This is a genomic window from Streptomyces sp. NRRL WC-3742 (assembly GCF_000720635.1).
In the GTDB taxonomy this organism is placed as follows: domain Bacteria; phylum Actinomycetota; class Actinomycetes; order Streptomycetales; family Streptomycetaceae; genus Kitasatospora.
In genome coordinates, this window is sequence record NZ_JOCF01000107.1 from 1 (window position 1) to 18,659 (window position 18,659).

18 protein-coding genes are annotated in these 18,659 nt (G+C 73.3%); 6 read left to right on the forward strand and 12 right to left on the reverse strand.

Features of this window, described 5'->3' with window-relative positions; translation table 11 throughout:
• From IH61_RS0137540 to IH61_RS0137560, 5 genes are all read right to left on the reverse strand, one after another.
• Positions 1-1,308: PP2C family protein-serine/threonine phosphatase (locus tag IH61_RS0137540; RefSeq protein ID WP_063763348.1), on the reverse strand; the 1,308-nt coding region annotated here is incomplete at its 3' end.
• A gap of 3 nt (positions 1,309-1,311) precedes the next feature.
• A complete protein-coding gene (locus tag IH61_RS0137545; protein ID WP_031078449.1) occupies positions 1,312-3,834 on the reverse strand; it encodes a serine/threonine-protein kinase in 2,523 nt (840 codons plus the stop codon).
• A gap of 5 nt (positions 3,835-3,839) precedes the next feature.
• Positions 3,840-5,240, reverse strand: a complete 1,401-nt coding sequence (locus IH61_RS0137550; RefSeq protein WP_063763349.1) for a hypothetical protein — start codon at positions 5,238-5,240, stop codon at positions 3,840-3,842.
• Between the two features lie 213 nt (positions 5,241-5,453).
• Entirely contained in the window at positions 5,454-6,407 is a 954-nt protein-coding gene (locus tag IH61_RS0137555; protein ID WP_037973889.1) for a glutamate ABC transporter substrate-binding protein, read from the reverse strand.
• A gap of 17 nt (positions 6,408-6,424) precedes the next feature.
• Entirely contained in the window at positions 6,425-7,948 is a 1,524-nt protein-coding gene (locus tag IH61_RS0137560; RefSeq protein ID WP_234327506.1) for a hypothetical protein, read from the reverse strand.
• A 322-nt stretch (positions 7,949-8,270) separates the two neighbouring features.
• Here IH61_RS0137560 and IH61_RS0137565 point away from each other — a divergent pair, with 322 nt between their 5' ends.
• Positions 8,271-8,846, forward strand: a complete 576-nt coding sequence (locus IH61_RS0137565) for a nucleosidase (protein WP_031078458.1) — start codon at positions 8,271-8,273, stop codon at positions 8,844-8,846.
• 108 nt (positions 8,847-8,954) lie between these two features.
• On the opposite strand, the gene IH61_RS0137570 is transcribed toward IH61_RS0137565, so the two are convergent.
• The 3 genes from IH61_RS0137570 to IH61_RS0137585 all read right to left on the reverse strand — a co-directional run bounded on the left by IH61_RS0137570 (position 8,955) and on the right by IH61_RS0137585 (position 11,704).
• Positions 8,955-9,848, reverse strand: a complete 894-nt coding sequence (locus tag IH61_RS0137570; protein WP_031078460.1) for a sigma-70 family RNA polymerase sigma factor — start codon at positions 9,846-9,848, stop codon at positions 8,955-8,957.
• An 85-nt stretch (positions 9,849-9,933) separates the two neighbouring features.
• A complete protein-coding gene (locus tag IH61_RS43635) occupies positions 9,934-10,911 on the reverse strand; it encodes a HEAT repeat domain-containing protein (RefSeq protein ID WP_158845766.1) in 978 nt (325 codons plus the stop codon).
• Positions 10,912-11,176: 265 nt separating this feature from the next.
• On the reverse strand, positions 11,177-11,704 hold the full coding sequence (locus IH61_RS0137585) for a hypothetical protein (RefSeq protein WP_031078466.1): 528 nt from the start codon (positions 11,702-11,704) through the stop codon (positions 11,177-11,179).
• 139 nt (positions 11,705-11,843) lie between these two features.
• Between IH61_RS0137585 and IH61_RS0137590 the strand changes: the two genes are divergently transcribed.
• The 3 genes from IH61_RS0137590 to IH61_RS0137600 all read left to right on the forward strand — a co-directional run bounded on the left by IH61_RS0137590 (position 11,844) and on the right by IH61_RS0137600 (position 13,176).
• Entirely contained in the window at positions 11,844-12,293 is a 450-nt protein-coding gene (locus IH61_RS0137590; RefSeq protein ID WP_031078469.1) for a MarR family winged helix-turn-helix transcriptional regulator, read from the forward strand.
• Between the two features lie 132 nt (positions 12,294-12,425).
• Positions 12,426-12,746 (forward strand): DMT family transporter, encoded by a 321-nt coding sequence (locus tag IH61_RS0137595; protein ID WP_031078472.1) that lies wholly within the window; start codon positions 12,426-12,428, stop codon positions 12,744-12,746.
• A gap of 46 nt (positions 12,747-12,792) precedes the next feature.
• Positions 12,793-13,176 carry a DMT family transporter gene (locus IH61_RS0137600; protein ID WP_031078475.1) on the forward strand — a complete coding sequence of 128 codons (384 nt, stop codon included), beginning with the start codon at positions 12,793-12,795 and terminating at the stop codon, positions 13,174-13,176.
• 6 nt (positions 13,177-13,182) lie between these two features.
• On the opposite strand, the gene IH61_RS0137605 is transcribed toward IH61_RS0137600, so the two are convergent.
• From IH61_RS0137605 to IH61_RS0137620, 4 genes are all read right to left on the reverse strand, one after another.
• Positions 13,183-13,803, reverse strand: a complete 621-nt coding sequence (locus IH61_RS0137605) for a histidine phosphatase family protein (protein ID WP_031078478.1) — start codon at positions 13,801-13,803, stop codon at positions 13,183-13,185.
• Between the two features lie 65 nt (positions 13,804-13,868).
• Complete coding sequence (locus tag IH61_RS0137610; protein WP_031078479.1) at positions 13,869-14,240, reverse strand: VOC family protein; 372 nt, start codon at positions 14,238-14,240, stop codon at positions 13,869-13,871.
• A gap of 426 nt (positions 14,241-14,666) precedes the next feature.
• Positions 14,667-15,287, reverse strand: a complete 621-nt coding sequence (locus IH61_RS0137615) for a LysE family translocator (RefSeq protein WP_031078483.1) — start codon at positions 15,285-15,287, stop codon at positions 14,667-14,669.
• Positions 15,284-16,030 carry a phosphodiesterase gene (locus tag IH61_RS0137620; RefSeq protein WP_031078485.1) on the reverse strand — a complete coding sequence of 249 codons (747 nt, stop codon included), beginning with the start codon at positions 16,028-16,030 and terminating at the stop codon, positions 15,284-15,286. Before IH61_RS0137620 ends, IH61_RS0137615 begins: the two co-directional genes overlap by 4 nt.
• Positions 16,031-16,133: 103 nt before the next feature.
• On the opposite strand from IH61_RS0137620, the gene IH61_RS0137625 reads away from it, so the two are divergent.
• Positions 16,134-16,739, forward strand: coding sequence for a CGNR zinc finger domain-containing protein (locus tag IH61_RS0137625; RefSeq protein WP_031078486.1), 606 nt, complete (start codon positions 16,134-16,136; stop codon positions 16,737-16,739).
• 86 nt (positions 16,740-16,825) lie between these two features.
• Entirely contained in the window at positions 16,826-17,167 is a 342-nt protein-coding gene (locus IH61_RS0137630; protein WP_234327507.1) for a hypothetical protein, read from the forward strand.
• The last annotated feature ends 1,492 nt before the right edge of the window (positions 17,168-18,659 follow it).

Consider the following 18,659-nt stretch of genomic DNA (forward strand, 5'->3'; position numbering starts at 1 on the left):
GACGGGGGGCGCGGCGGGGGCGGGCGGGGCCTGTGCGGGCGGGACCGGGCCGGTGGCCGGGACGGCCGGGGGCGCGGGCGGCGTCGGGGGCAGCGGGGCGGCGGGGGAGCCGATCACCGGGAGGTCCGGCAGGGTCGGCTCGTAGTCCTCCTCGTCGCCGTCGAGGGGCGCCGGGGCCGCGGCGGGCCGCCTGAGGATCGGCAGGTCCAGCGCGGTGGGCGTCTGCTCGGCCTCCTCGACGGCCACGGGCGGCGGGTCGATCGGCAGCACGGCGACGGTGATGTTGTCGTGGCCGCCGGCGGCGACGGCGAACTTCACCAGGGTCTGGGCGGCCGCGAGGGGCTCGGTGCGGGCGTCCGGGCGGACGAAGTAGGCCAGGTCGGTGGCCGCCTCGGCGTAGTTCCACAGGCCGTCGGTGCAGACCAGCAGCACGCCGGGCACGTGGGGGGTGAACACGAGGGTGTGCGGCACGACCTCCTCGGCGTCGGCGCCGAGCCAGCCGGTGATCGCGTGGGCGCGGGGGTCGGCGTACGCCTCGGCCTCGCCCATCAGACCGGCCTCGACCATCCGGGCCGCCCAGGAGTCGTCCTGGGTGAGCCGGTAGGGCTCGGCGGCGGCGCGGTCGTCCGGGATCCAGTACGCCCGGGTGTCGCCGACCCAGCCGATGGTGACCCGGCCGCCGGCGGCGATGGCGCTGACGTAGGTGCAGGCGGGGGCGTTGACCTCGGGGCGCGGCGGCGCGGAGCCGTCGGTGGCGAGGTCGGCGACGGCCTTGGCGGCGTCGGCGACGGCCTGGCGCATGGCCTCCTCGTGGTCGCGGCCGGCCTCCAGGGAGGAGAGCAGCGACTCGGAGGCGGCGTCGACGGCCGTCTCGGAGGCTTCGTCGGGGCGGTCCGAGGAGGAGACGCCGTCGCAGACCACCGCGACCACGACGGGCTCGCCGCCGGGCAGGGAGGTGGCGGCGACGGTGAAGGAGTCCTCGTTGCGGTGGTGGCGCACGCCGCGGTCGCTGACCCCGGCGACGCCCGCGAGGGCCTTCTCCATGTGGTCGCGCGGGCGCGGCTGGGCGCCGCCGCAGCCCTCGCAGTAGCCGTCGGGGGTGACCCGCGGCTGCCCGCAGTGCACGCAGAGCGGCCCGCGCTGGGCGGGGACGGCCTCCGGGTGGGGGGCGTTCTGGGCGGAGGCCCAGCTCGCGGGCATGGCGCCCGGAGCGGTCCGGCCGTCCCGGCCGGCGCCGCACCGGTTGCAGAAGGCGTCCTCCGGGTCCATCGGCTCGAAACAGCTCGGGCACTCGGTCTGCTGCGGCATCGGCTACACCCACGTCCTGGGGCGGGCGCGGTTGGCCCGTTCCACCATCTCGATCCTTTTCTCCGCCCGCCCGGCCAGCCGGGCGAGTACCCGGTAGGACTGTTCCAGGGCGAAGCGCAGTTCCCTGTCCACCGCCGGCCGCCCGAGGACGGTCGTCGACCCGGCGTTCTGCCGGGCGCTGGGCGACCCGGCGCCGATCCAGCCGAGCGCGGCCTCCAGCACCTCGACGGACAGCTCCTCGCGGCGCCGGTCGTCCAGCCGGAGGGCGGACAGCTGCGCGGAGCCGGCCGTGAGGTCGGCGGTGAGGTCGTCGGTGGCGGGGCGCTCGCGCAGCCGGGCGCGCACGGCGGCGATCCGGGCGGCCGTGTACTGGCTGGAGGACGCGGGGACGGACTCCAGCACGGCGACGGCGGCGGGCCGGTCGTCCTCGCTCAGCCGGACCCGGGCCAGGCCGAAGGAGGCGCCGAGGTAGGCGTGGTCGGTCGTCCAGACCAGGCGGTAGAACTCGGCCGCGTCGCCGCCGTCGCCGAGCAGTTCGGCGCAGACGGCGAGGGCCAGCTTGGGGGCGGCCTCGCCCGGGAAGGCGTCGTAGACGGCGTCGAACGCCTCGGCGGCGGCGCGCAGCGCGGGCTCGGGTTCGGCGGCGCCGGCGGCGGTGACCAGGGCGTGCAGGCCCCGGTACCAGACGACCCGCCAGTCGTCGGGGTGCTGGCTCTCGAGGCCCTTGAGGGTCTCCAGGGCCTCGGCCGGGCGGCCGAGTTCGAGCCGGGCGCGCAGCTCGCGCAGCCGCCGCTCGACGGAGTCGCCGAGCGGGGCCAGGGCGGCGAGCGCCTCCTCGGGGTCGGTGGCCAGGAGGGTGGCGAGGAAGCCGGCGTTGGGGTCGTCCGGGTCGACCCGGGGGACGGGCAGGGCCAGGGCGGCGCCCGCCGGGTCCAGCGGGGTCAGGCGCAGCTGCCCGGGCTGCTCGGCGGGCAGGACCAACTCGGTGTCCACGACGCGCAGTTCGGGGCCGAACAGGGTGGAGAGCGAGGGGCGGGGCTGGCCGTCCTGGAGGGCGAGGATCTCGCGCAGGACGCCGGTGAGCTGGTCGGCCATCTCCTCGGCGGAGGAGAAGCGGCGGGCCGGGTCGGGGTCGGTGGCGCGGACGAGGAAGCGGTAGAAGGACTCGTACCGGGCGAACGCCTCGACCTCCTCCGGGCCGGGCAGGGTGTCGCGGTAGGTGGTGCTGTAGCCCTGGAAGTCGAAGGTGAGCACCGCGAGGGTGCGGGCGACGGTGTAGAGGTCGGAGGCGGGGGAGGGGCCGTCGGTGGCGATCTCGGGGGCCTGGTAGCCGATGGTGCCGTAGATCGCGCCCTCGTCGTCGAAGCGGCGGACGGCGCCCATGTCGATGATCTTGAGCGTGTCGCCGCTCTGGATCACGTTGTCGATCTTGAAGTCGCAGTAGATCAGGCCCCGGCTGTGCAGGTAGCCCAGCGCCGGCAGCGCCTCCAGGGCGTACGCGATCGCCTGCTCGACGGGCAGCGGCTCGCGGCGGCCGTCCGGGGTGCGGCGGTCGTTGGCGATGTCCTTGAGGGACTTGCCGCCGACGTACTCCATGACGATGTAGCCGTCGGTGGAGCCGGTGCGCATGTCAGGGTGCTCGGCGAAGTTGATGATCCGCACGATGTTGGGGTGGTCGACCTCGGCGAGGAAGCGGCGCTCGGCGACGGCGGCGGCCAGCGCGTCCTCGTCCCCGGTGTCCAGCAGGCCCTTGAGGACCACCCACTTGTCGTTGACCCGGCGGTCCACCGCGAGGTAGATCCAGCCCAGGCCGCCGTGCGCCAGGCAGCCGACCACCTCGTACTGGCCGCCGACCAGGTCGCCGCGGCGCAGCTTGGGGGTGAAGGAGTACGGCGTGCCGCACTTGGTGCAGAAGCCGTCCGGGCGGCCGGGGCGGCCGTTCTTCTCCCGGCCCACGGGGGACTCGCACTTGGAGCAGTACCGCTTGCGCTCGGGCACCTCGGGGTTGGCCAGGACGGCCTGCGCCGGGTCGGCCGTCGCCACGGTGGGGACGGTGACCAGGCCCGCGCCCAGGCGGTTGCGGGCGCCGGCGGTGCCCGTGCCGCGGGTGGAGCGCACCGAGACGGAGCGGCTGCTGCCGGTGCGGGTGGAGCGGTGGGAGCGGGAGCGGCCGGACATCGAGCGGGCCGAGCCGGTGCGGGCCGACATCGAGCGGACGGAGCCGCTGCGGGCGGAGTCGGGGCTGACGCGGGCGGAGGGGATGTGGGGCTGGGTGCTGCCGGTCGTTCCCGCCTCGGCGGCGGCGAGGCCGCACTCGTCGCAGTAGCCGTCCGCGTCGATGGTGCCGGAGCAGTCCCTCGGGCAGGGGGAGCCGGCTCCCGTGGTCGTCGTGCCGGGGCTCGCGCCGGTGCTCGTGCTGCCGGTGCCGGTCGCGCCCGCGGGTGCCAGGCCGCACTCGTCGCAGTAGCCGTCCGCGTCGATACTGCCGCTGCCGGAGCACTCCGGACGTACGCACGTCTCGCCCATCAACCTCAGCCCCCCTGAACCTGTCCGTCGACCGGCGTCTGGCCGGCCGCTTCCACTGCCTGTGCTGCCTGTCCAGCCTGTCCAGCCTGTCCAGCCTGGGCGTCGGCCTCGGTCTGGGCCGGCCGCAGCGACTGCTGGAAGCGGGCCACCGCGGCGGCCGCCGCCCGCAGGTCGCAGGGCGCGCTCCACAGCAGCCAGCGCGCCTTCTCGTACCGTTCGATCACTTCCGGGTCCTCGGCGACCCGCAGCCGGGCCGCCATGGCCTTGTAGGCGTCCAGCCGGCCGCGCAGCTCGGCGCGGACGGCCAGCGGCTGGGTCACCTCGGTGAGCGACTGCCGGGCCCGCTCCAGCTCCTTGGCGGCGGCGTCCTCCAGCGCGTCCAGCATCGGCGCCAGCCGGCCCCACTGCCCGCTCTGGCGCAACTCCAGTGCGGTGACGATCCGTTCGCGCAGCGCCGAGGCCGGGCCGGGGACGGCGGGGACGTCGCTGGAGGCTATCTTCGCCAGCACCTCGCCGCGCGCCCGGCGGGCCTCGGCCAGGGTGGCGTCGGCCCGCTGGAGCAGGTCGCCGACGCCCTGGAGGCGTTCCTCGGCGTCGTCGCGCAGCCGTAGGACGTCCTCGAGCTCCATGCGGACGCCGTCCAGGGCCCGGCCGGCGTGGTCGAAGCGCTCGGTGTCGACGACGCCGGTGGGCGTGGCGAAGGCCGTGCCCTCCGGGACGGTGCCGCGCTGGGCGGGCACCCGGGCCGGGCGCCACAGCGCCAGCGGGTCCTCGCGGACCTCGGTGCGCAGCGCGGTCAGGTCGGCGGCCAGCGCGGTCAGGTCGTCCCCGAGAGGGTGGCTGCCGGCCCGGACGCCGAGCGAGAGGGCCAGGGTCTGCACCCGGTTGAGCTCGGCCAGCAGCAGGTCGATGCGGGCGGGCAGCGCCGACCAGACGGCGTCGGCGGCGCTGACCACCTCCAGCACGCTGGCGTACCAGGAGTTCATCCGCGTCATCAGCGCGTCCAGGCTGATCCGCTCGACCAGCTTGGCGGGCGCGCCCAGCAGCTGCGGCCCGTCCGGCACCGCGCCGCCGGGGACGGTCACCGCGTCGCCCGTCAACAGCTCGCTCAGCTCGGCGAGTTCCGGCGCCCCGGGCTTGGCCTTGCGGGCCCTGACGGCGCGTGCGGAGGCCAGCGCCTCCGAGTAGCGGTCGAACAGCGCCCACAGCAGCGGCAGGCCCTTGCCGGCGACGGCCCAGCGCTCCTGGGTGCGCCCGGTCAGCTCGGCCCCGTCGAGCAGCCGCAGGCCCGGGTGGTCCTGGAGCGCGAGCAGCGCCGACTCGACCGCGTCGCGCTCCGCGCCGAGGCGGGCGAGCGCGCGGTCCACCTCCTCCCGGCTCAGTACCGGGCCAGCCGATGCCGCCACGGCGGTGTCCTTCCTTCCTCACGTGCGGTCGTGCGCCCGCGCGTCGGTGACGCGTGTTCGCACGACAACCCCCGTCGTCCACCACGGGGCCTGCCCACGGTGATCGTCCCGAACCCTAGCCGGTGGCCGTCCGGGCGGCACGGGCGGTGGGCGTCAAGAGCGCGTGAACGCGCCGCCCGCCCGCGCCGGCCCGAGCTCCGGCCGGTGTCCCGCTCAGCGCTGGCCGGGCCAGTAGTGGTCGGCCTCGTTGACCATGTACGGCTTGAGCCAGCGGTCGTAGGACTGCCGCCAGGCGCCGCTGTTGTAGTAGTCGGCGAGCACCTGGTTGACCCTGGCGGTCAGGTCGGGGCTGGTCTTGAGCATCGCGACGCCGATGACCTCCGGCTGGACCTCGCCGTCGAGGATCTTCACGGCCTGGTCCTGGGCGGCCTGACCGGCCGCCAGGCCGTTGTCCGTCATGATGGCGTCGACCTTGCCGAGCTCCAGCTGCACCAGGCAGTCCAGCTGGTTCTCGACCGGGGCGAGCTTGGCGGCCGTCGCGTCCTTGGTCAGGAAGGCTTCGGCGGTGGAGCCCTTGGCGGCGCAGACCGTGTGGCCCTTGATCGCCTCCTGGAGGGTCTTCGCCGTCGAGGTCTTCGGCACCAGGACGCGCTGGCTGATGTTGAAGTACGGCTTGGAGAAGGCGACCTGCTCCATCCGCTTGCAGTTGATCGTCATGGTGCGCACGATCAGGTCGACCCGGCCCTTCTGGACGGCGTCGACGCGGTCGGCGGTGGCCACCGGCTTGAGGATCACCTTGTCCGGGTCCCCGATGATCGCGGCGCCGATGGCGCGGGCCAGGTCGATGTCGAAGCCCTCGATCTGGCCGTTGTTCGGGTTGCGGGCGCCCCAGCGGAAGCTGTTCTGGTCGACGCCGATCACCAGCTGGCGCTTGGCCTTGATGACCTTCACCGCCGGGCCGTCCTCGGTGCTCGGCGGCACGCTCCTGTACACGTCGCAGTTGTCGTCCGTCCCCTGCGTCTCCTGCTGAACGGCCTGCGGCGCGCTCTCGGCGACGGGGGTGGTGGGCGCGGCTCCGGAGGGGCCGCTGCCGGCGAGCACGATCGCCCCGGCGGTCAGCAGCGCCAGCGCGGCGGCCGGCCGGGTGCGTGCGGTGGTCCTGCGCATCTGAGTCGGTCCCCCTCTTAGCGGTACTCGGCCAGTCGGCGGCCCAGGCCCCGCAGCGCGGCGGCCGCGGCGACCAGGGCGAGCACGGCGGCGGCGACGGCGGCGATCCGCAGGTCGTTGCCGGTGCCCTCGGCGGCGTCGGTGAACAGCTTCTGCTCGGCCTTGGCGGCGCGCTCCAGCGCCTCGTCGGCCTGCTTGAAGGCGGCGTCGGCGGTGCCGGTGGTGTCGGTGTCCGACACGGTGGCCTTCAGCGCGTCGTCGTAGTCGGCCCGGTCGACCTCCAGCGCGTGGGCCACGTCGTGCCTCTGACGCCACTGGTCGTAGGCCGCGATGGCCTCCTCCAGCGGCTTGGCCGAGGCGGCCGGGCCGATCCGGTACGCCTCCGGGATCGAGCCCTTGCGCTGGGCGAGCCGCACGTCCGGGCCGTCCGTGCCGGCCAGGCGCTTGGTGGCCTCGTCCCACTGGGTGAGGTACTTGCCGGTCGAACCGCGCGCGACCAGGTGCAGGTTCTCCGACAGCCGGGCCGACAGCACGTCCACCCGGGCCGAGTTGAGCGCCCGCAGCGGCGTCGCGCCGTCGTGGTCGCTGCGCCTGAGCGCCGAACTGGTCGTCAGCCCGGTGGTGGTCAGCCAGAGCCCGCCCGCGAGGATCGCGGCGGTGGCGCCCAGCAGGCCGATGTTGAACACCCGGTTGGTGCGGCGGTACAGCTGCCTCTGCACCCACACCAGCGCCAGCAGGGTCACCAGCGCCAGGCCGTACGCGGCGGAGGGCCAGGACTCGGCCTCGGCGTAGTCCTTGGCCAGCTCCTTGTCCTCGATGTCGCGCAGCCGGGCGGCGGCCGGCAGCAGCACCGTCTGCATCTGCTCGGAGGCGTAGCGCAGATAGGCGCCGCCGAGCGGGATGCCCTGCCGGTTGTCGGCGCGCGCCGTCTCCACCAGGCCCGCGTAGACGGGCAGTTGCTGGTTCAGCTCGGAGAGGGTGTCCCGCGCGGGGGAGGTGGAGGTGGTGCGGGCGGCGGACTCGGAGAGCAGCCGGGAGGCCGTCCTCAGGTCCGCCTCGTAGCGCTCCCGGACGGCCTTCGGCTCGGCGCCGGCCAGCAGGAAGCCGGAGGCGGAGGTGGTGGCGGCGTCGGCCAGGCTGCGGTGGATCTCGGCGGCGTCCCGGCTGAGCGGCTGGCTGTAGCCCACCACGCGGTCGGCGGCCTGGGCGCGGGTCTCCAACTGCCAGGCGGTGAGGGCGCCGAAGGCGATCGTCAGCGTCGCGAGCAGCGCGCCGGCGATCCGCAGCCGTCCGGGCGCGGTGCGGGTCGCGTGGGACAGCCGGGCGCCGAAGCCGGTGGCCAGGGCGACGGGGGTGCGCGGGGCGGGGGGCCTGGCCGGTGTGGTGGCCGGGGTCGCCGTGGCGGCGGGTGCGGTCGCCGTGGTGCCCCCCGGTACCACCAGCGCTGTGCCCTGTCCCGTGCCTCCTGGTGCGGTCGGCGGGCCGCCGGGCCGCGCCGGTCCTGCGGCGCCAGGTGCGCCGTTGCCTGCTGGTGTCGCCACCCGCCTCATCCTCCCCCTCTGCCGGTCCCGCCCTCCGGCGCCCGGCCATTGCCAGCAGTATGGCCGTGACTCCCCCCGGCCACACCCGACTTGCGTGGATCTTGAGCATGTCGCGCACGGTTCGTGTGCCGTGCCCGCACGGTGGTCCTCCCGTGGCGTGCCGTGGCGTTCCGTCCGACGCGGGCTGCACCCTACGCGGTTCCCTGAACCCACCGGAACATCGGGGTCCGCAACCCGGCCCGCGACCCGGCCGCGCAACCCGGCTGCGGGAACCGGCTCCGGGATCCGGTGCGCGGCGGGCCCCGCTCCGTACGATGGCCCCATGCGCCTGCTTGGAACGATCGCCCCCGACCGCCCGCTGCTCGTCGTCGCCGTCCGCGAGGAGGCGGCGCACCTGGACGACCTCCTGCCCGTGCTGCTCACGGGGATCGGGAAGGTCAACGCCGCCGTCGCACTGGCCACCGTCCTCGCCCAGGGCGAGAAGCCCTCCGAGGTGGTCAACCTCGGCACGGCCGGCGCGCTGCGCCCCGGCCTGGAGGGCACCCACCACGTCGCCCAGGTGATCCAGCACGACCTGGACACCCCCGCCCTGTACGCCCTCACCGGGCGCAACTACGGCGCCCCGCTGGTCGTCTCCAAGGGCGACGGGCCGGTACTCGCCACCGGCGACCTGTTCGTCTCCGAGGAGGCCGCGCGCGAGCGGCTGGCGCGGCACGCGGACCTGGTGGACATGGAGGGCTACGCCGTCGCCACCGTCGCCCACCGGGCCGGGGTGCCGGTGCGGCTGGTCAAGCACGTCAGCGACGAGGCGGGCGAGGGCGCCGTGCGCACCTGGAAGGAGTCGGTCGACGACTGCGCCCGGCACCTCGCCGACTGGGTCTCCCAGCAGGGGTGGTGACGGGCGGTCCGTCGGACGCCGAGCTCCTTCGTCGGCGGAGTCCGGATCAGCCCGGGGCTCGGATCAGCGGAACTCGGATCAGCGGAACTCGGATCCGTGAAATGCGGATCAGTGGAATGCGGACAGGTCCATCGCGGCCAGCCGCTCCTGGTCGGCGATGACCTCGATCGAGCTGATCGAGCCGTCCACGACCGTGAACGCCATGATCGACAGCGCCCGCCCGTTGTCGCCGATGACCACCGCGCCCGCGGTGCCGTTGACCAGCGCCGGGCGGGCGAACGGCGACAGCGTGCCCCAGAGCGCCGCCTGGCCCGCGACCGTCGCGGCGCCGGTGAGCACCACGGTGTGCCGGGCGAGGACGGAGCCGCCGTCCGAGCGCAGCACCACGTCCGGGTCGAGCACCGCGAGGAGCCCGTCCAGGTCCCCGGTGCGGGCGGCGGCGAAGAAGGCGTCCACGGCGGTGCGTTGACGCCCGAGGTCGCGGTCCGGCGCGGGTGCCTGCCCCTGCACCTTGCGGCGGGCCCGGCTGGCGAGCTGGCGGGTGGCGGCGGAGGTCTTCTCGATCAGCGGGGCGATCTCCTCGAAGGGCACCGCGAACAGGTCGTGCAGGACGAAGGCGACGCGCTCGGCGGGGGAGAGCGACTCCAGCACCACCATCAGGGCCAGGCCCACCGAGTCCGCGAGCAGCACCTCCTGCTCGGGGTCGACGACGCCCTCGCGTCCCAGGAGCGGGTCGGGGATGCCGGTGCCCGGTTCGAGGGGGTCCTCGCGGCGCTGGGCGCGGTCGCGCAGCAGGTTGAGGCAGACGCGGGAGACGACGGTGGTCAGCCAGCCGCCCGGGTTCGTCACCTCGGAGGTGTCGGTGCGGTCGTAGCGCAGCCACGCCTCCTGGAGGGCGTCCTCGGCCTCGGTGATCGAGCCGAGCATCCGGTACGCGACGGCGCGCAGGTGCGGGCGGTGCTCCTCGAAGAGCGCGGTCCGGGAGGGTGTCGTCTCGTCCACGGTGGTGACTTCCTTCGTCGGGATGGTCGTCTCATCCGACTATGCAGGTGGCAGGGAGATCAACTCCCGGTGGGGGTGGGGGAGGTCATAGTCGCGTCGTTCCGGATCCGAATTGCTCCAGGAGCGCGTCATGTACCGCCGTGAGGGCCCGACCCTGACGGGTGGGGCGCTCGGGGTGGCACAGCTGCTCGATGCAGTCGGGGAGCCCGTGGTCGTCATTCACGTTGCTCAGCCACGGGACCGGGGAGAGGCGGGCCGTCAACTGCTCGGTGACCAGGGTGTCGAAGAGTTCGTGGAGTTCGTCCGGGACGTCGCCCTCGACGAGACAGAGCCAGGCGAGGCCCGCACTCACCCGTACGTCGTCGGGCCGGGTCTCGTCCCGCCACCACACCCGCATCTGCTCGGCGGTTGCCGGATCGCGCTGCTCCCAGGCGAGTTGGCCGATGGCGAGGATGAGGGAGGCCCGTACGGCCGGGTCGTCCTCGACGGCCAGCCGGGCGCGTAGCCGGTCAGGAACCTCGCCGACGGAGCGGGGAACCACTGCCAGCGTGAAGGCGACGTTCCAGCGGACGCCGGGCTCGGAGTCGTCGAGCAGGTGCAGCAGGATGTCGGCGTCGGCTGCTGCTGCGGTCCGGGCGGCCTGGACTGTCCACGCGACCAGGCCGCCGCCGGGCTCGTACCATCCGGATCGGTCGGGGTCGTTGGTGCAGAGCAGGTGGTCGCGCGAGGTGTCGCCGAAGTTGGACTCGCGTGACACCGAGCCGACCAGCCGGAGGAGGGCGGCGCGGTCGCGGGGAAACGCGAGGGCGATGCGGATGAGGAACGGCACGGTCAGGGCACCCACGGCGGAGGTGGTGCCCTGGTGGCAGATCCGGTTCCACAGGGTTCCGACGGCGTGGCCGGAGGCCGTGTCGTCGCCGAGGCGGATCGTCTCCAGCAGGCCCGGCACGTCCGCTCCGGTGCCGAAGTAGTGGTTGAACCGCTCCCAGGGCACCGTCTCGTAGCGCAGCCCGTCCTTGACCTCGCGCGGCATCGCGGCCATCACGGCCCGTATGTCTTCCACCTGGCTTCCCCTCCCCGTGGATCCCCCTGTTGTTCTATCGCGCGCCTCTGACACGGGCACGTAGCGCCAGGATCTCCGCGACGGCCGCGAGCCGCGACTAATGCGGAGTTGTGACACGGCATCTGCCGCCGCGGGGTGGTCGTCGATGGGGTGGTCGTCGATGGGGTGGCGGCCCTCAGCGCCGCCACCCCGTTGGCTTCTCGGCAGGTGGTGGGTGGGGTGTTGAGCCAAACCCCACCTTGGGGTGAAAACTCGCGGACCGGGCTCAGAAGGCGGTCGGCGGTCGGAGGATGAGGTCGGTGGCCACGGCCCAGTGCTCGTCGGCGGCGGTGACGATCAAGCAGCCGTGCTGGCCCGGGATTTCGGGCACCAGTGCGCTGCTGGCGCCGTGCGAGTGGTGGACCTCGACGGGGATGTCGGTGCCGTCGAGGCGGACGACACCCCGGGTGGTGGTGGTGTCGAGGGGGGCGCCGAATCCGTCGCGGATGGCGGAGTGGCTGACGCGGTCGGAGTTGGCGAGGTAGGTGAGGAGCTGCGACTGCGGGCTGGTGAACGACTTGACCCGGTGGTGCTCCGGGACGGGCCGGGAGGTCTGGACGATCGCGACGAACTCGCGCTCCAGGTGGTAGTTCACGTCGAGGTGGCAGAGGTAGTCGTCGTTGGACATCCGCCCGAGGAGGGGGAACCAGCCGGTCGGGGTGGAGCTCAGGACGGCGATCCGTTCACCCCACTCGTCGGCGCTCTCGCGGTGGGTGGGGACGCGGTGGGGCGGTGGGCCCGGGCGGCGGAACAAGGGCGGGGCCTTTCGGTCGAGGAGGCTCAAGTATCAGTGGTGGCAAGGGGGTTGAAAAGGAGGTTGGGGGCCGGAAGCGGGAGGTTGTTTGTATGTGCATGTATTCTGGCCGTATCACCCACAGTGAGGAGGAGACGCCATGGCGACGTCACCCGATGCGCCCGCGCGCACGTCCGACCAGGCCGCCTGGGGGCGCGTCCTCGCGCTGCACGCGCGCGTGGAGCGCGAGCTGGCCACGGCCCTGCAGCGCCGGCACGGGATAGGGCTGTCGGAGTACCGCTCGCTGGAGCACCTGCACCGGTCCGAGTCGAGCGAGCTGCGCATGCAGGACCTCGCGGACCGGGTGGGCCTGGGGCAGTCCTCGGTGACGCGGCTGGTGGGGCGCCTGGAGGCGGCCGGTTTCGCCTTCAAGGACCTGTGCCCGACGGACAAGCGCGGCGTCTACGCCGTCATCACGGACGAGGGCCGCGAGCGCTACCAGGTCGCCCGGGCGACGTACGCGGAGGTGCTGTCCTCGACACTGAACACGGCGATGGGCGATCCCGAACTGGCGGCGACCGTACAGGCGTTGCGGGTGGCGCAGGGCTGAGCCCGTCTTGACGGACTGATGCTTGCTCATGCAAGCTTCTGGTGTTCGGCCGATCGGAGCTCGGGCTCCGCTCGGCCTCCAAGAGTATGCACGTACAAGCAACTACCTGCTTCTCGTCTCCGGGGGACACCCATGCAGTGGCTCTACCTCGCCATCGCCGACATCTTCGAGATCGCCGTCGCCATCGCGGCGGGCAAGGCGGCGGGCTTCAAACACCGCGGCTGGACGGCCGCGACGCTGATCAGCGGCGCCATCGGGACGTACTTCCTCAGCAAGGCGCTGCTCACCTTCGACGTCGGCGTCGGCTACGCGATCTGGACGTCCGTCGCGGGCGTCGGCATCACCCTGCTGGGCGCGCTGTTCTTCGGGCAGCGCCTGAACTGGCGCAAGGCGCTGGGCGTCGCCGTGATCATCGCGGGCGTCGTCGGGCTGCAACTGAGCGGCGCGGCCTGAGAGTTACGCCCACTTCCTCGTACGATCGACGAAAGGAACCGTCCTCATGTCCGACACCGCCACCGGTACCGCCCACGGCACCAGCGCCGTCCGCCGTTCCTCGGCCGACTCCTGGCTCATGCTCCTCCTCGCCGGCGCCTTCGAGGTCGGTTACGCGCTCTGCGTCGGCGGGAGCCACGGCTTCACCCGGCTGTGGTGGTCGCTGGTCGCCGTCGTGTTCTTCCTGCTGACGCTGTGGGCGCTGAGCGCCGCGCTGCGCACGGTCGACGTCGGGATCGGCTACGCGGTCTGGGCGGGGATCGGCTCGGTGGGCGCGGCGCTGCTGGGCCCCGTCCTTTTCGACGAGAGGCTCACGGCCGTGCAGGCCGGGTGGCTCGCGCTGATCATCGCGGGGGTCGTCTGGCTCAAGCTCGCGGACCGGCCGAGCTGAGCCCGCTCAGAGGTGGTGGTCGGCCGGGAACCCCGTCCAGCGGAGGTCGGCGGGCAGGTGCCGCTGATCGTTGTGCAGCAGGACGGCGGGCGGCCGGCCGGGCGCCCACCGCAGCACGGTGAGGCCGGCGTTGGCGTGGTTCAGGCCGAGCCAGCGCCACCTCGGGGCGTCCAGGGCTTGGCGGACCAGCCAGGCGATGAGGAAGTTGTGGGTGACGAGGAGTTCGTGGCGCTCCTGGTCGCCCGGTACCGGGCCGGTGAAGCGCTCCATCGCCTGCGCGGCGAGGGCCGGGCCGTGCTCGCGCTCCTCGGGGGTGGTGCGGGAGAGGAACTCCAGGAGGAAGTCGGCGCTGTCGGCCGGCAGTTCGGCCCGCTCGGGCACGTACGGGACGTAGTCCCCGGCGTGCTCGGAGACGGCGAGGGCGGCGGCGGGGAGGTGTCCGGCGACCAGCCGCGCGGTCTGCGCGGCGCGGGGCAGCGGACCGTGGTGGACGGCGGAGATCGGCCGCCCCGCCAGCCGCTGCCCGAGCAGCTCCGCCTGCCGCTCCCCCCGCCCGGAAAGCCCACTCTCGTCGGGCAACGCCTCCCCGTGCCGGGCGAGGTAGAGGTAACGGGCGGCGCTGCTCATCGGTGGCTCCCTTGTGGCGCGTGCACAGGAAGTCGGCGTGGCCGACTTCCTGTGCAGTGGGGTGGTCAGGAGTGGGAGATGTCGATGATGCAGAAACGGTTCCCCTCGGTGTCGGCAAGCACGACGAAGTCAGGGTCCTCCGGATAGAGGTCCCAGTCGACGTCCTGCGCCCCGAGGGCGAGCAGGCGCTCGACCTCGGCAGCCTGCTCGGCGGCATCGTCGGCGTACAGGTCCAGGTGCACCCGGGGGCGCTCCTGCACGGGAGACTCGCTGACCCCCAGAGCGATCTGCACCCCGCCCACCCCCTCGGGCGGCACCAGGACGACCCACCCGTCCTGCGGCTCCTCCCGCGGCACATAGCCCAGCGCCGCCTCCCAGAACGCGGCCGCACGCGGCAGATCGGAAACCCCGAGGACGATGGAACCGAGTCTCAGCATGTGCCGATTATGGTGGCGCGTGCGCGGAAAGTCGGCGGGGCCGACTTCCTGCGCGCAAGCCCCACGGGCACCGGTGCGGTGCGGCTCCACCGCTCACCAGCTTCCTGCACACATGCTGCCCACCCCCACCCCCACCCCCGGCGCCTCGCCTCGCGAGCGCTCTGCTCATGCGGGGCCATCCATCGGCACGGCGCCATCACCCGCTGGGTTTCCGGCTGCTGCGCGTGAGAAGTCGGCGGGGCCGACTTCCTGCGCACGGGCTTCTCATTCGTATCAGCGTGCTACGGCTCGGCCGCACGCACACGCCTTCGGGCTTCCTGCGCGTATGCCGCCCCCCGCCCGGCGCCGGCCGCCCTGCTGGCGCGGTGCCTCCTCTGCTTGCGATTGCGCAGGAAGTCGGCGTGGCCGACTTCCTGCGCAGTGGGGTCAGGGGGTCGCGGTGTGGAGGGCGGTGGCGATGAGGGTGGCGGCGGTGAGGCGGGTGAGGAAGGGGCGGAGGGTGGGGGTGGTGCGGGTGAGGAAAGGGGTCCAGAGGAGGAGCCAGGTGGTGACGAGGAGGGCCTGGGCGGTGGCGAGCAGCAGGATCTGGGGGAGGACGGGGTGTCCGGGGGTGAGGAACTGGGGGGTCAGGGTGAGGAAGATCGAGGCGGCCTTCGGGTTGAGGACGTTGCCGAGCAGGGCCTGCCGGTAGGTGGAGCGGTCGGTGCGTGCGGTGCGTGCGGCGCGGGTGGTATCTGCGGTGGGTCGGGGTCGGCGACTGGTGCCGGCTGAGCGCCAGGTCCAGATGCCGAGGCCGAGGAGGTAGAGCGCGCCGGTGAGGCGGATCGCGGTGAACGCCTCGCTCGAACGCATCACCAGGGTGGAGAGGCCCAGCCCCGCAAGGGTCGCGTGGATGTACAGGCCCGTGACGGTGCCGAGGATGACGGGCGCGGCCGCGCGGCTTCCGTCCGTGCTCACCCGGTGGGTGAGGAGGGCGAGGCTGGTGCCCGGGGTGGCGATGAGCGGGGCTATGGCCACGAGGTACGCGAGGACGGACAGAAGCCTCACGGCAGGACCACGCGGAAGTGCGTGGTCAGGCGGTGCCGGTCGTCCAGGATGTGGAAGGCGAGGGCCGGGGGCTGGTCGCGGTCGGCGGGCTGGTCGCCCTCCCAGGGGAGGCGCAGGGTCCAGGTGATTGCCGGGCCGACGATGACGGGCAGCCCCGCGAAGGTGGTGGCGGCCGGGGTGTGGGCGTGGCCGGTGATGAGGGCGGCCACCTCGGGGTGGCGGGCCAGGAGGTCGGCGAGGGCCTGGTCGTTCTGGAGCGCGTAGCCGTCGGGGAGCGGGTGGTGGAGCGCGACCGGCGGGTGGTGGAAGGCGAGCAACGCCGGTGTGCCGGAAGGAAGTTCGTCGAGGGTGGAGTCGATCCAGGCCAGGGTGGTGTCGTCCAGGAGCCCGTCGTCCTCGCCCGGGATGCTGGAGTCGCACATCAGGATCGCGGCGCCGCCGACCCGGTGGAGGCGGTTGATCGGACCGTCCGAGGAGGGCTCCCCGAGGAGGCCGGTGCGCATCGGCCCCCGGGCGTCGTGGTTGCCCGGGCAGGTGAGGACGGGGAAGGGCGCGGCCAGGAGCCGGGCCGCCTCCTCGTACTCGGCGGGTGATCCGTGGTCGGCGATGTCGCCGGTGACGAGCAGCGCGTCGACGGGGGTCGGCAGGGTGCGCAGGTAGTCCATGACGCGGGCGGTGCGTTCGCGGGCCCGGTCGGTGCCGTCGAGGTGGGGGTCGCTGATCTGGGCGAGAAGGAGGGGCATGGGGTGCCTTGTCGTCGTGCCTAACGGTAAATGGAGGTGAAACCGTTAGGACGATAGACTGTCACCGACGTGGCGATCAAGAGTGCTGGGAGGCGGAAGGACCGTGGCGACGAGTCGGCACCTGGCCCTGGAGCTGGCGGGCACCATCCGGCACGACGGCAACGGCGGCGTCGCGGACGACCTCGCGGAGGTCGGCGGCCTGGCCGAATGGCTCACCGCCGTACGGGAGTTGCTCGCGGCGGAGGGGTGCGCCGGGGCGGGGCCCGCTGACGCGGACCGGGAGCAGGTGCTCGCCGTACGGGCCGCGCTGCGGGCGCTGCTGGCCCGCGCGGTGAGCCCGGCGCCGCCGAGCCGGGCCGATGCGGACCGGCTGCTGCCGGTGGACGAGGCGGTGGCCCGCCTGAACGCGGCTGCGGCCGGGTGCCCGGTGGCCCCCCGGCTCGACTGGCCGCAGGGCGGTGCTCCGGCCGTACGGCTGCACCCGGTCGGAGCGGGGGGTGGCGGCCTCGTGGCCGCGCTGGCGCGGGCGGCGATGGCGTTCCTGAGCGGCCCGGACGTGGCGCGACTGCGGGCCTGTACGGCGCCCCGGTGCGTGCGGTACTTCCTCAAGGAGCACGGGCGGCAGGAGTTCTGCAAGGCTTCCTGCAGCAACCGGGCCCGCGCCGCCCGCCACTACCAGCGCCACCATGGGGCGCCCGCTGAGGGGTGAAGATTGTGCATGCTGACGATCGGATAGGTGAGGGCGTCTCCGTGGAGCTCGCGGAGTTCCTCCGGGACGCTGCCGGGGACCGCCCCGTGAACGTCGTCGCGTCCGTGTGCGATGAGTGCGGCGGACGCCGGTTCCACGTGGTCGTCGACGACGAGCAGGGCGCGGCCGGGCGTGTGTGCTGCGCCTGCGGCAACCCGGCGTACATCGCCGACAGCGAGGAGGTCTGGGAGGAGGCCGACCCGGGCACGGCCTGCTGCCCCTGCGGGGGAGAGGAATTCGAGGTGGCGGTCGGGTTCGAACTCGGCGGCGACGGGTCGGTCCGCTGGGTGACCGTGGGCCTGCGCTGCCAGAAGGACGGGCAACCGGGGATCTACGTCGACCGGAAGATCGACTACGCCCCCACCGACCACCTGCTGAGCCTGGCCTAGGAATCGACGCACGACAGCCGTGGGGGAGGCGAACCGACCGAGTTTGTGCGGACGTCGGACGAAGATCCGCGCCGTCGCAGCGCGGGTCGCGCCACATCCGGCCGCGCTCCGATCCGGTGACGACCAGCCAGACCACCAGTCCGCAGCCCTCGTCACAGAGGAAGATCGCCCCGGCCGTGCGTCGAGGGTCGTACTGAACCTCGCCCAGACGTTCTTCCCATGCCTCAAGGGCCGCGTCGAGATCGGCGAGGTCTTCGAACTCGCCACCGTCGCCGCCGCATCCGCCCCTCCCGGAAACGGCTCGGCGAACACACCCGGCTCGACGGGCTCCAGGAGTTCACCCGCCCCGTGCCAGCTGGCGGAACCATCGCGCCGCACCGGGAGAACGCCGTAGGCCGGACCGGCCCCGCCGGCTCCGACCTGCAGCAGGAACGAGCGGTAGTCCTCGGGGAGGTCAACATCCAGCCACGTCTGAAGGTCAGCCAGTTCGGTGGCCGTCAGAGGGGCATCGAGCGCGAAACCGTGCGCCCTCGCCCCGAACACCTTGCCGCTGCCCGGCACGGATGCCAGAGCCAGAACCCGTTCGCGCACCCCGGTCCAGTCGGTCACGGCGCCCGACCCTACGGGCGGGCTGCCGTGTTTGGTGTCCGATGATCTGTGCGGTCGGGTCGAGCCGCTGCTGCCGGTGCTGTGGTTGCGCAGGAAGTCGGCGGAGTCGACTTCCTGCGCGGGAGAGCGGCGGTGGCTGGGGGTGGCCGGGGGTGGGTTGGGGCAGTGCGAGCGTGCGAGGTGCGGTGGTTGCGTGGGGAAGTCGGTGAGATCGACTTTTCGTGCGGCGGAGTGGTCACCGAGCAGGCTGGTTGTTCGGTGAGGGATCTGTGGTTGCACAGGAAGTCGAATGGGTCGACTTCCTGTGCATGGATGCGCTGGGGTCGTGAGGGATGGCGCATTGGTGCGGGCTGGCCAGGCTGTTGGCCGATGGGGGCCGATGGGGGCCGGCGGGTTGCCCGGGATGGTGCGCGGGGCGGGCTTCGGTGTGTGCGGGTGCTGGGGGCGCGATTGGTGGTGCTTCGGCGTGGGGCGGCCAAGGGACGCCTGGCTGTTGGCAAGCAGGTTGCTGCGCAGGGAGTCGGGTGGGGCGACTTCCTGCGTATGGACGCGTTGTGGCCTTGAGCGATGGCACATCGGTGTGAGCTGGCCAGGTTGTCGGCAGGGGCAGTCGCACAGGAAGTCGTAGGAGTCGACTTCTTGTGCGGCGAAGTGGCCAGGCTGGTAACAGGGGTGTTGTTGCGTGGAAGGTCGGTGGGGTCGACTTCCTGTGCGGTGGCTGCGCGAGGTTCAGTGGTGGGCGGGCCGGGCTTTCGTGTGCGCGGGTGCTGGGGGCGCGATTGGTGGGGCTTCGGGGTGGTGGTTGGCACGTGGGTTGTTGCGCAGGGAGTCGGGTGGGGCGACTTCCTGCGTGTGGGGGCGTTGGGTGGCGGGGGGAGGGGGA

What these genes read in the sequence shown, in the direction of transcription:
- IH61_RS0137620 (WP_031078485.1), bottom strand. Translation starts at nt 16,030, where the DNA reads ATGCCCCTCCTTCTCGCCCAGATCAGCGACCCCCACCTCGACGGCACC.
- IH61_RS0137565 (WP_031078458.1), top strand. Translation starts at nt 8,271, where the DNA reads ATGCGCCTGCTTGGAACGATCGCCCCCGACCGCCCGCTGCTCGTCGTC.
- IH61_RS0137590 (WP_031078469.1), top strand. Translation starts at nt 11,844, where the DNA reads ATGGCGACGTCACCCGATGCGCCCGCGCGCACGTCCGACCAGGCCGCC.
- IH61_RS0137600 (WP_031078475.1), top strand. Translation starts at nt 12,793, where the DNA reads ATGTCCGACACCGCCACCGGTACCGCCCACGGCACCAGCGCCGTCCGC.
- IH61_RS0137605 (WP_031078478.1), bottom strand. Translation starts at nt 13,803, where the DNA reads ATGAGCAGCGCCGCCCGTTACCTCTACCTCGCCCGGCACGGGGAGGCG.
- IH61_RS0137610 (WP_031078479.1), bottom strand. Translation starts at nt 14,240, where the DNA reads ATGCTGAGACTCGGTTCCATCGTCCTCGGGGTTTCCGATCTGCCGCGT.
- IH61_RS0137545 (WP_031078449.1), bottom strand. Translation starts at nt 3,834, where the DNA reads ATGGGCGAGACGTGCGTACGTCCGGAGTGCTCCGGCAGCGGCAGTATC.
- IH61_RS0137555 (WP_037973889.1), bottom strand. Translation starts at nt 6,407, where the DNA reads ATGCGCAGGACCACCGCACGCACCCGGCCGGCCGCCGCGCTGGCGCTG.
- IH61_RS0137595 (WP_031078472.1), top strand. Translation starts at nt 12,426, where the DNA reads ATGCAGTGGCTCTACCTCGCCATCGCCGACATCTTCGAGATCGCCGTC.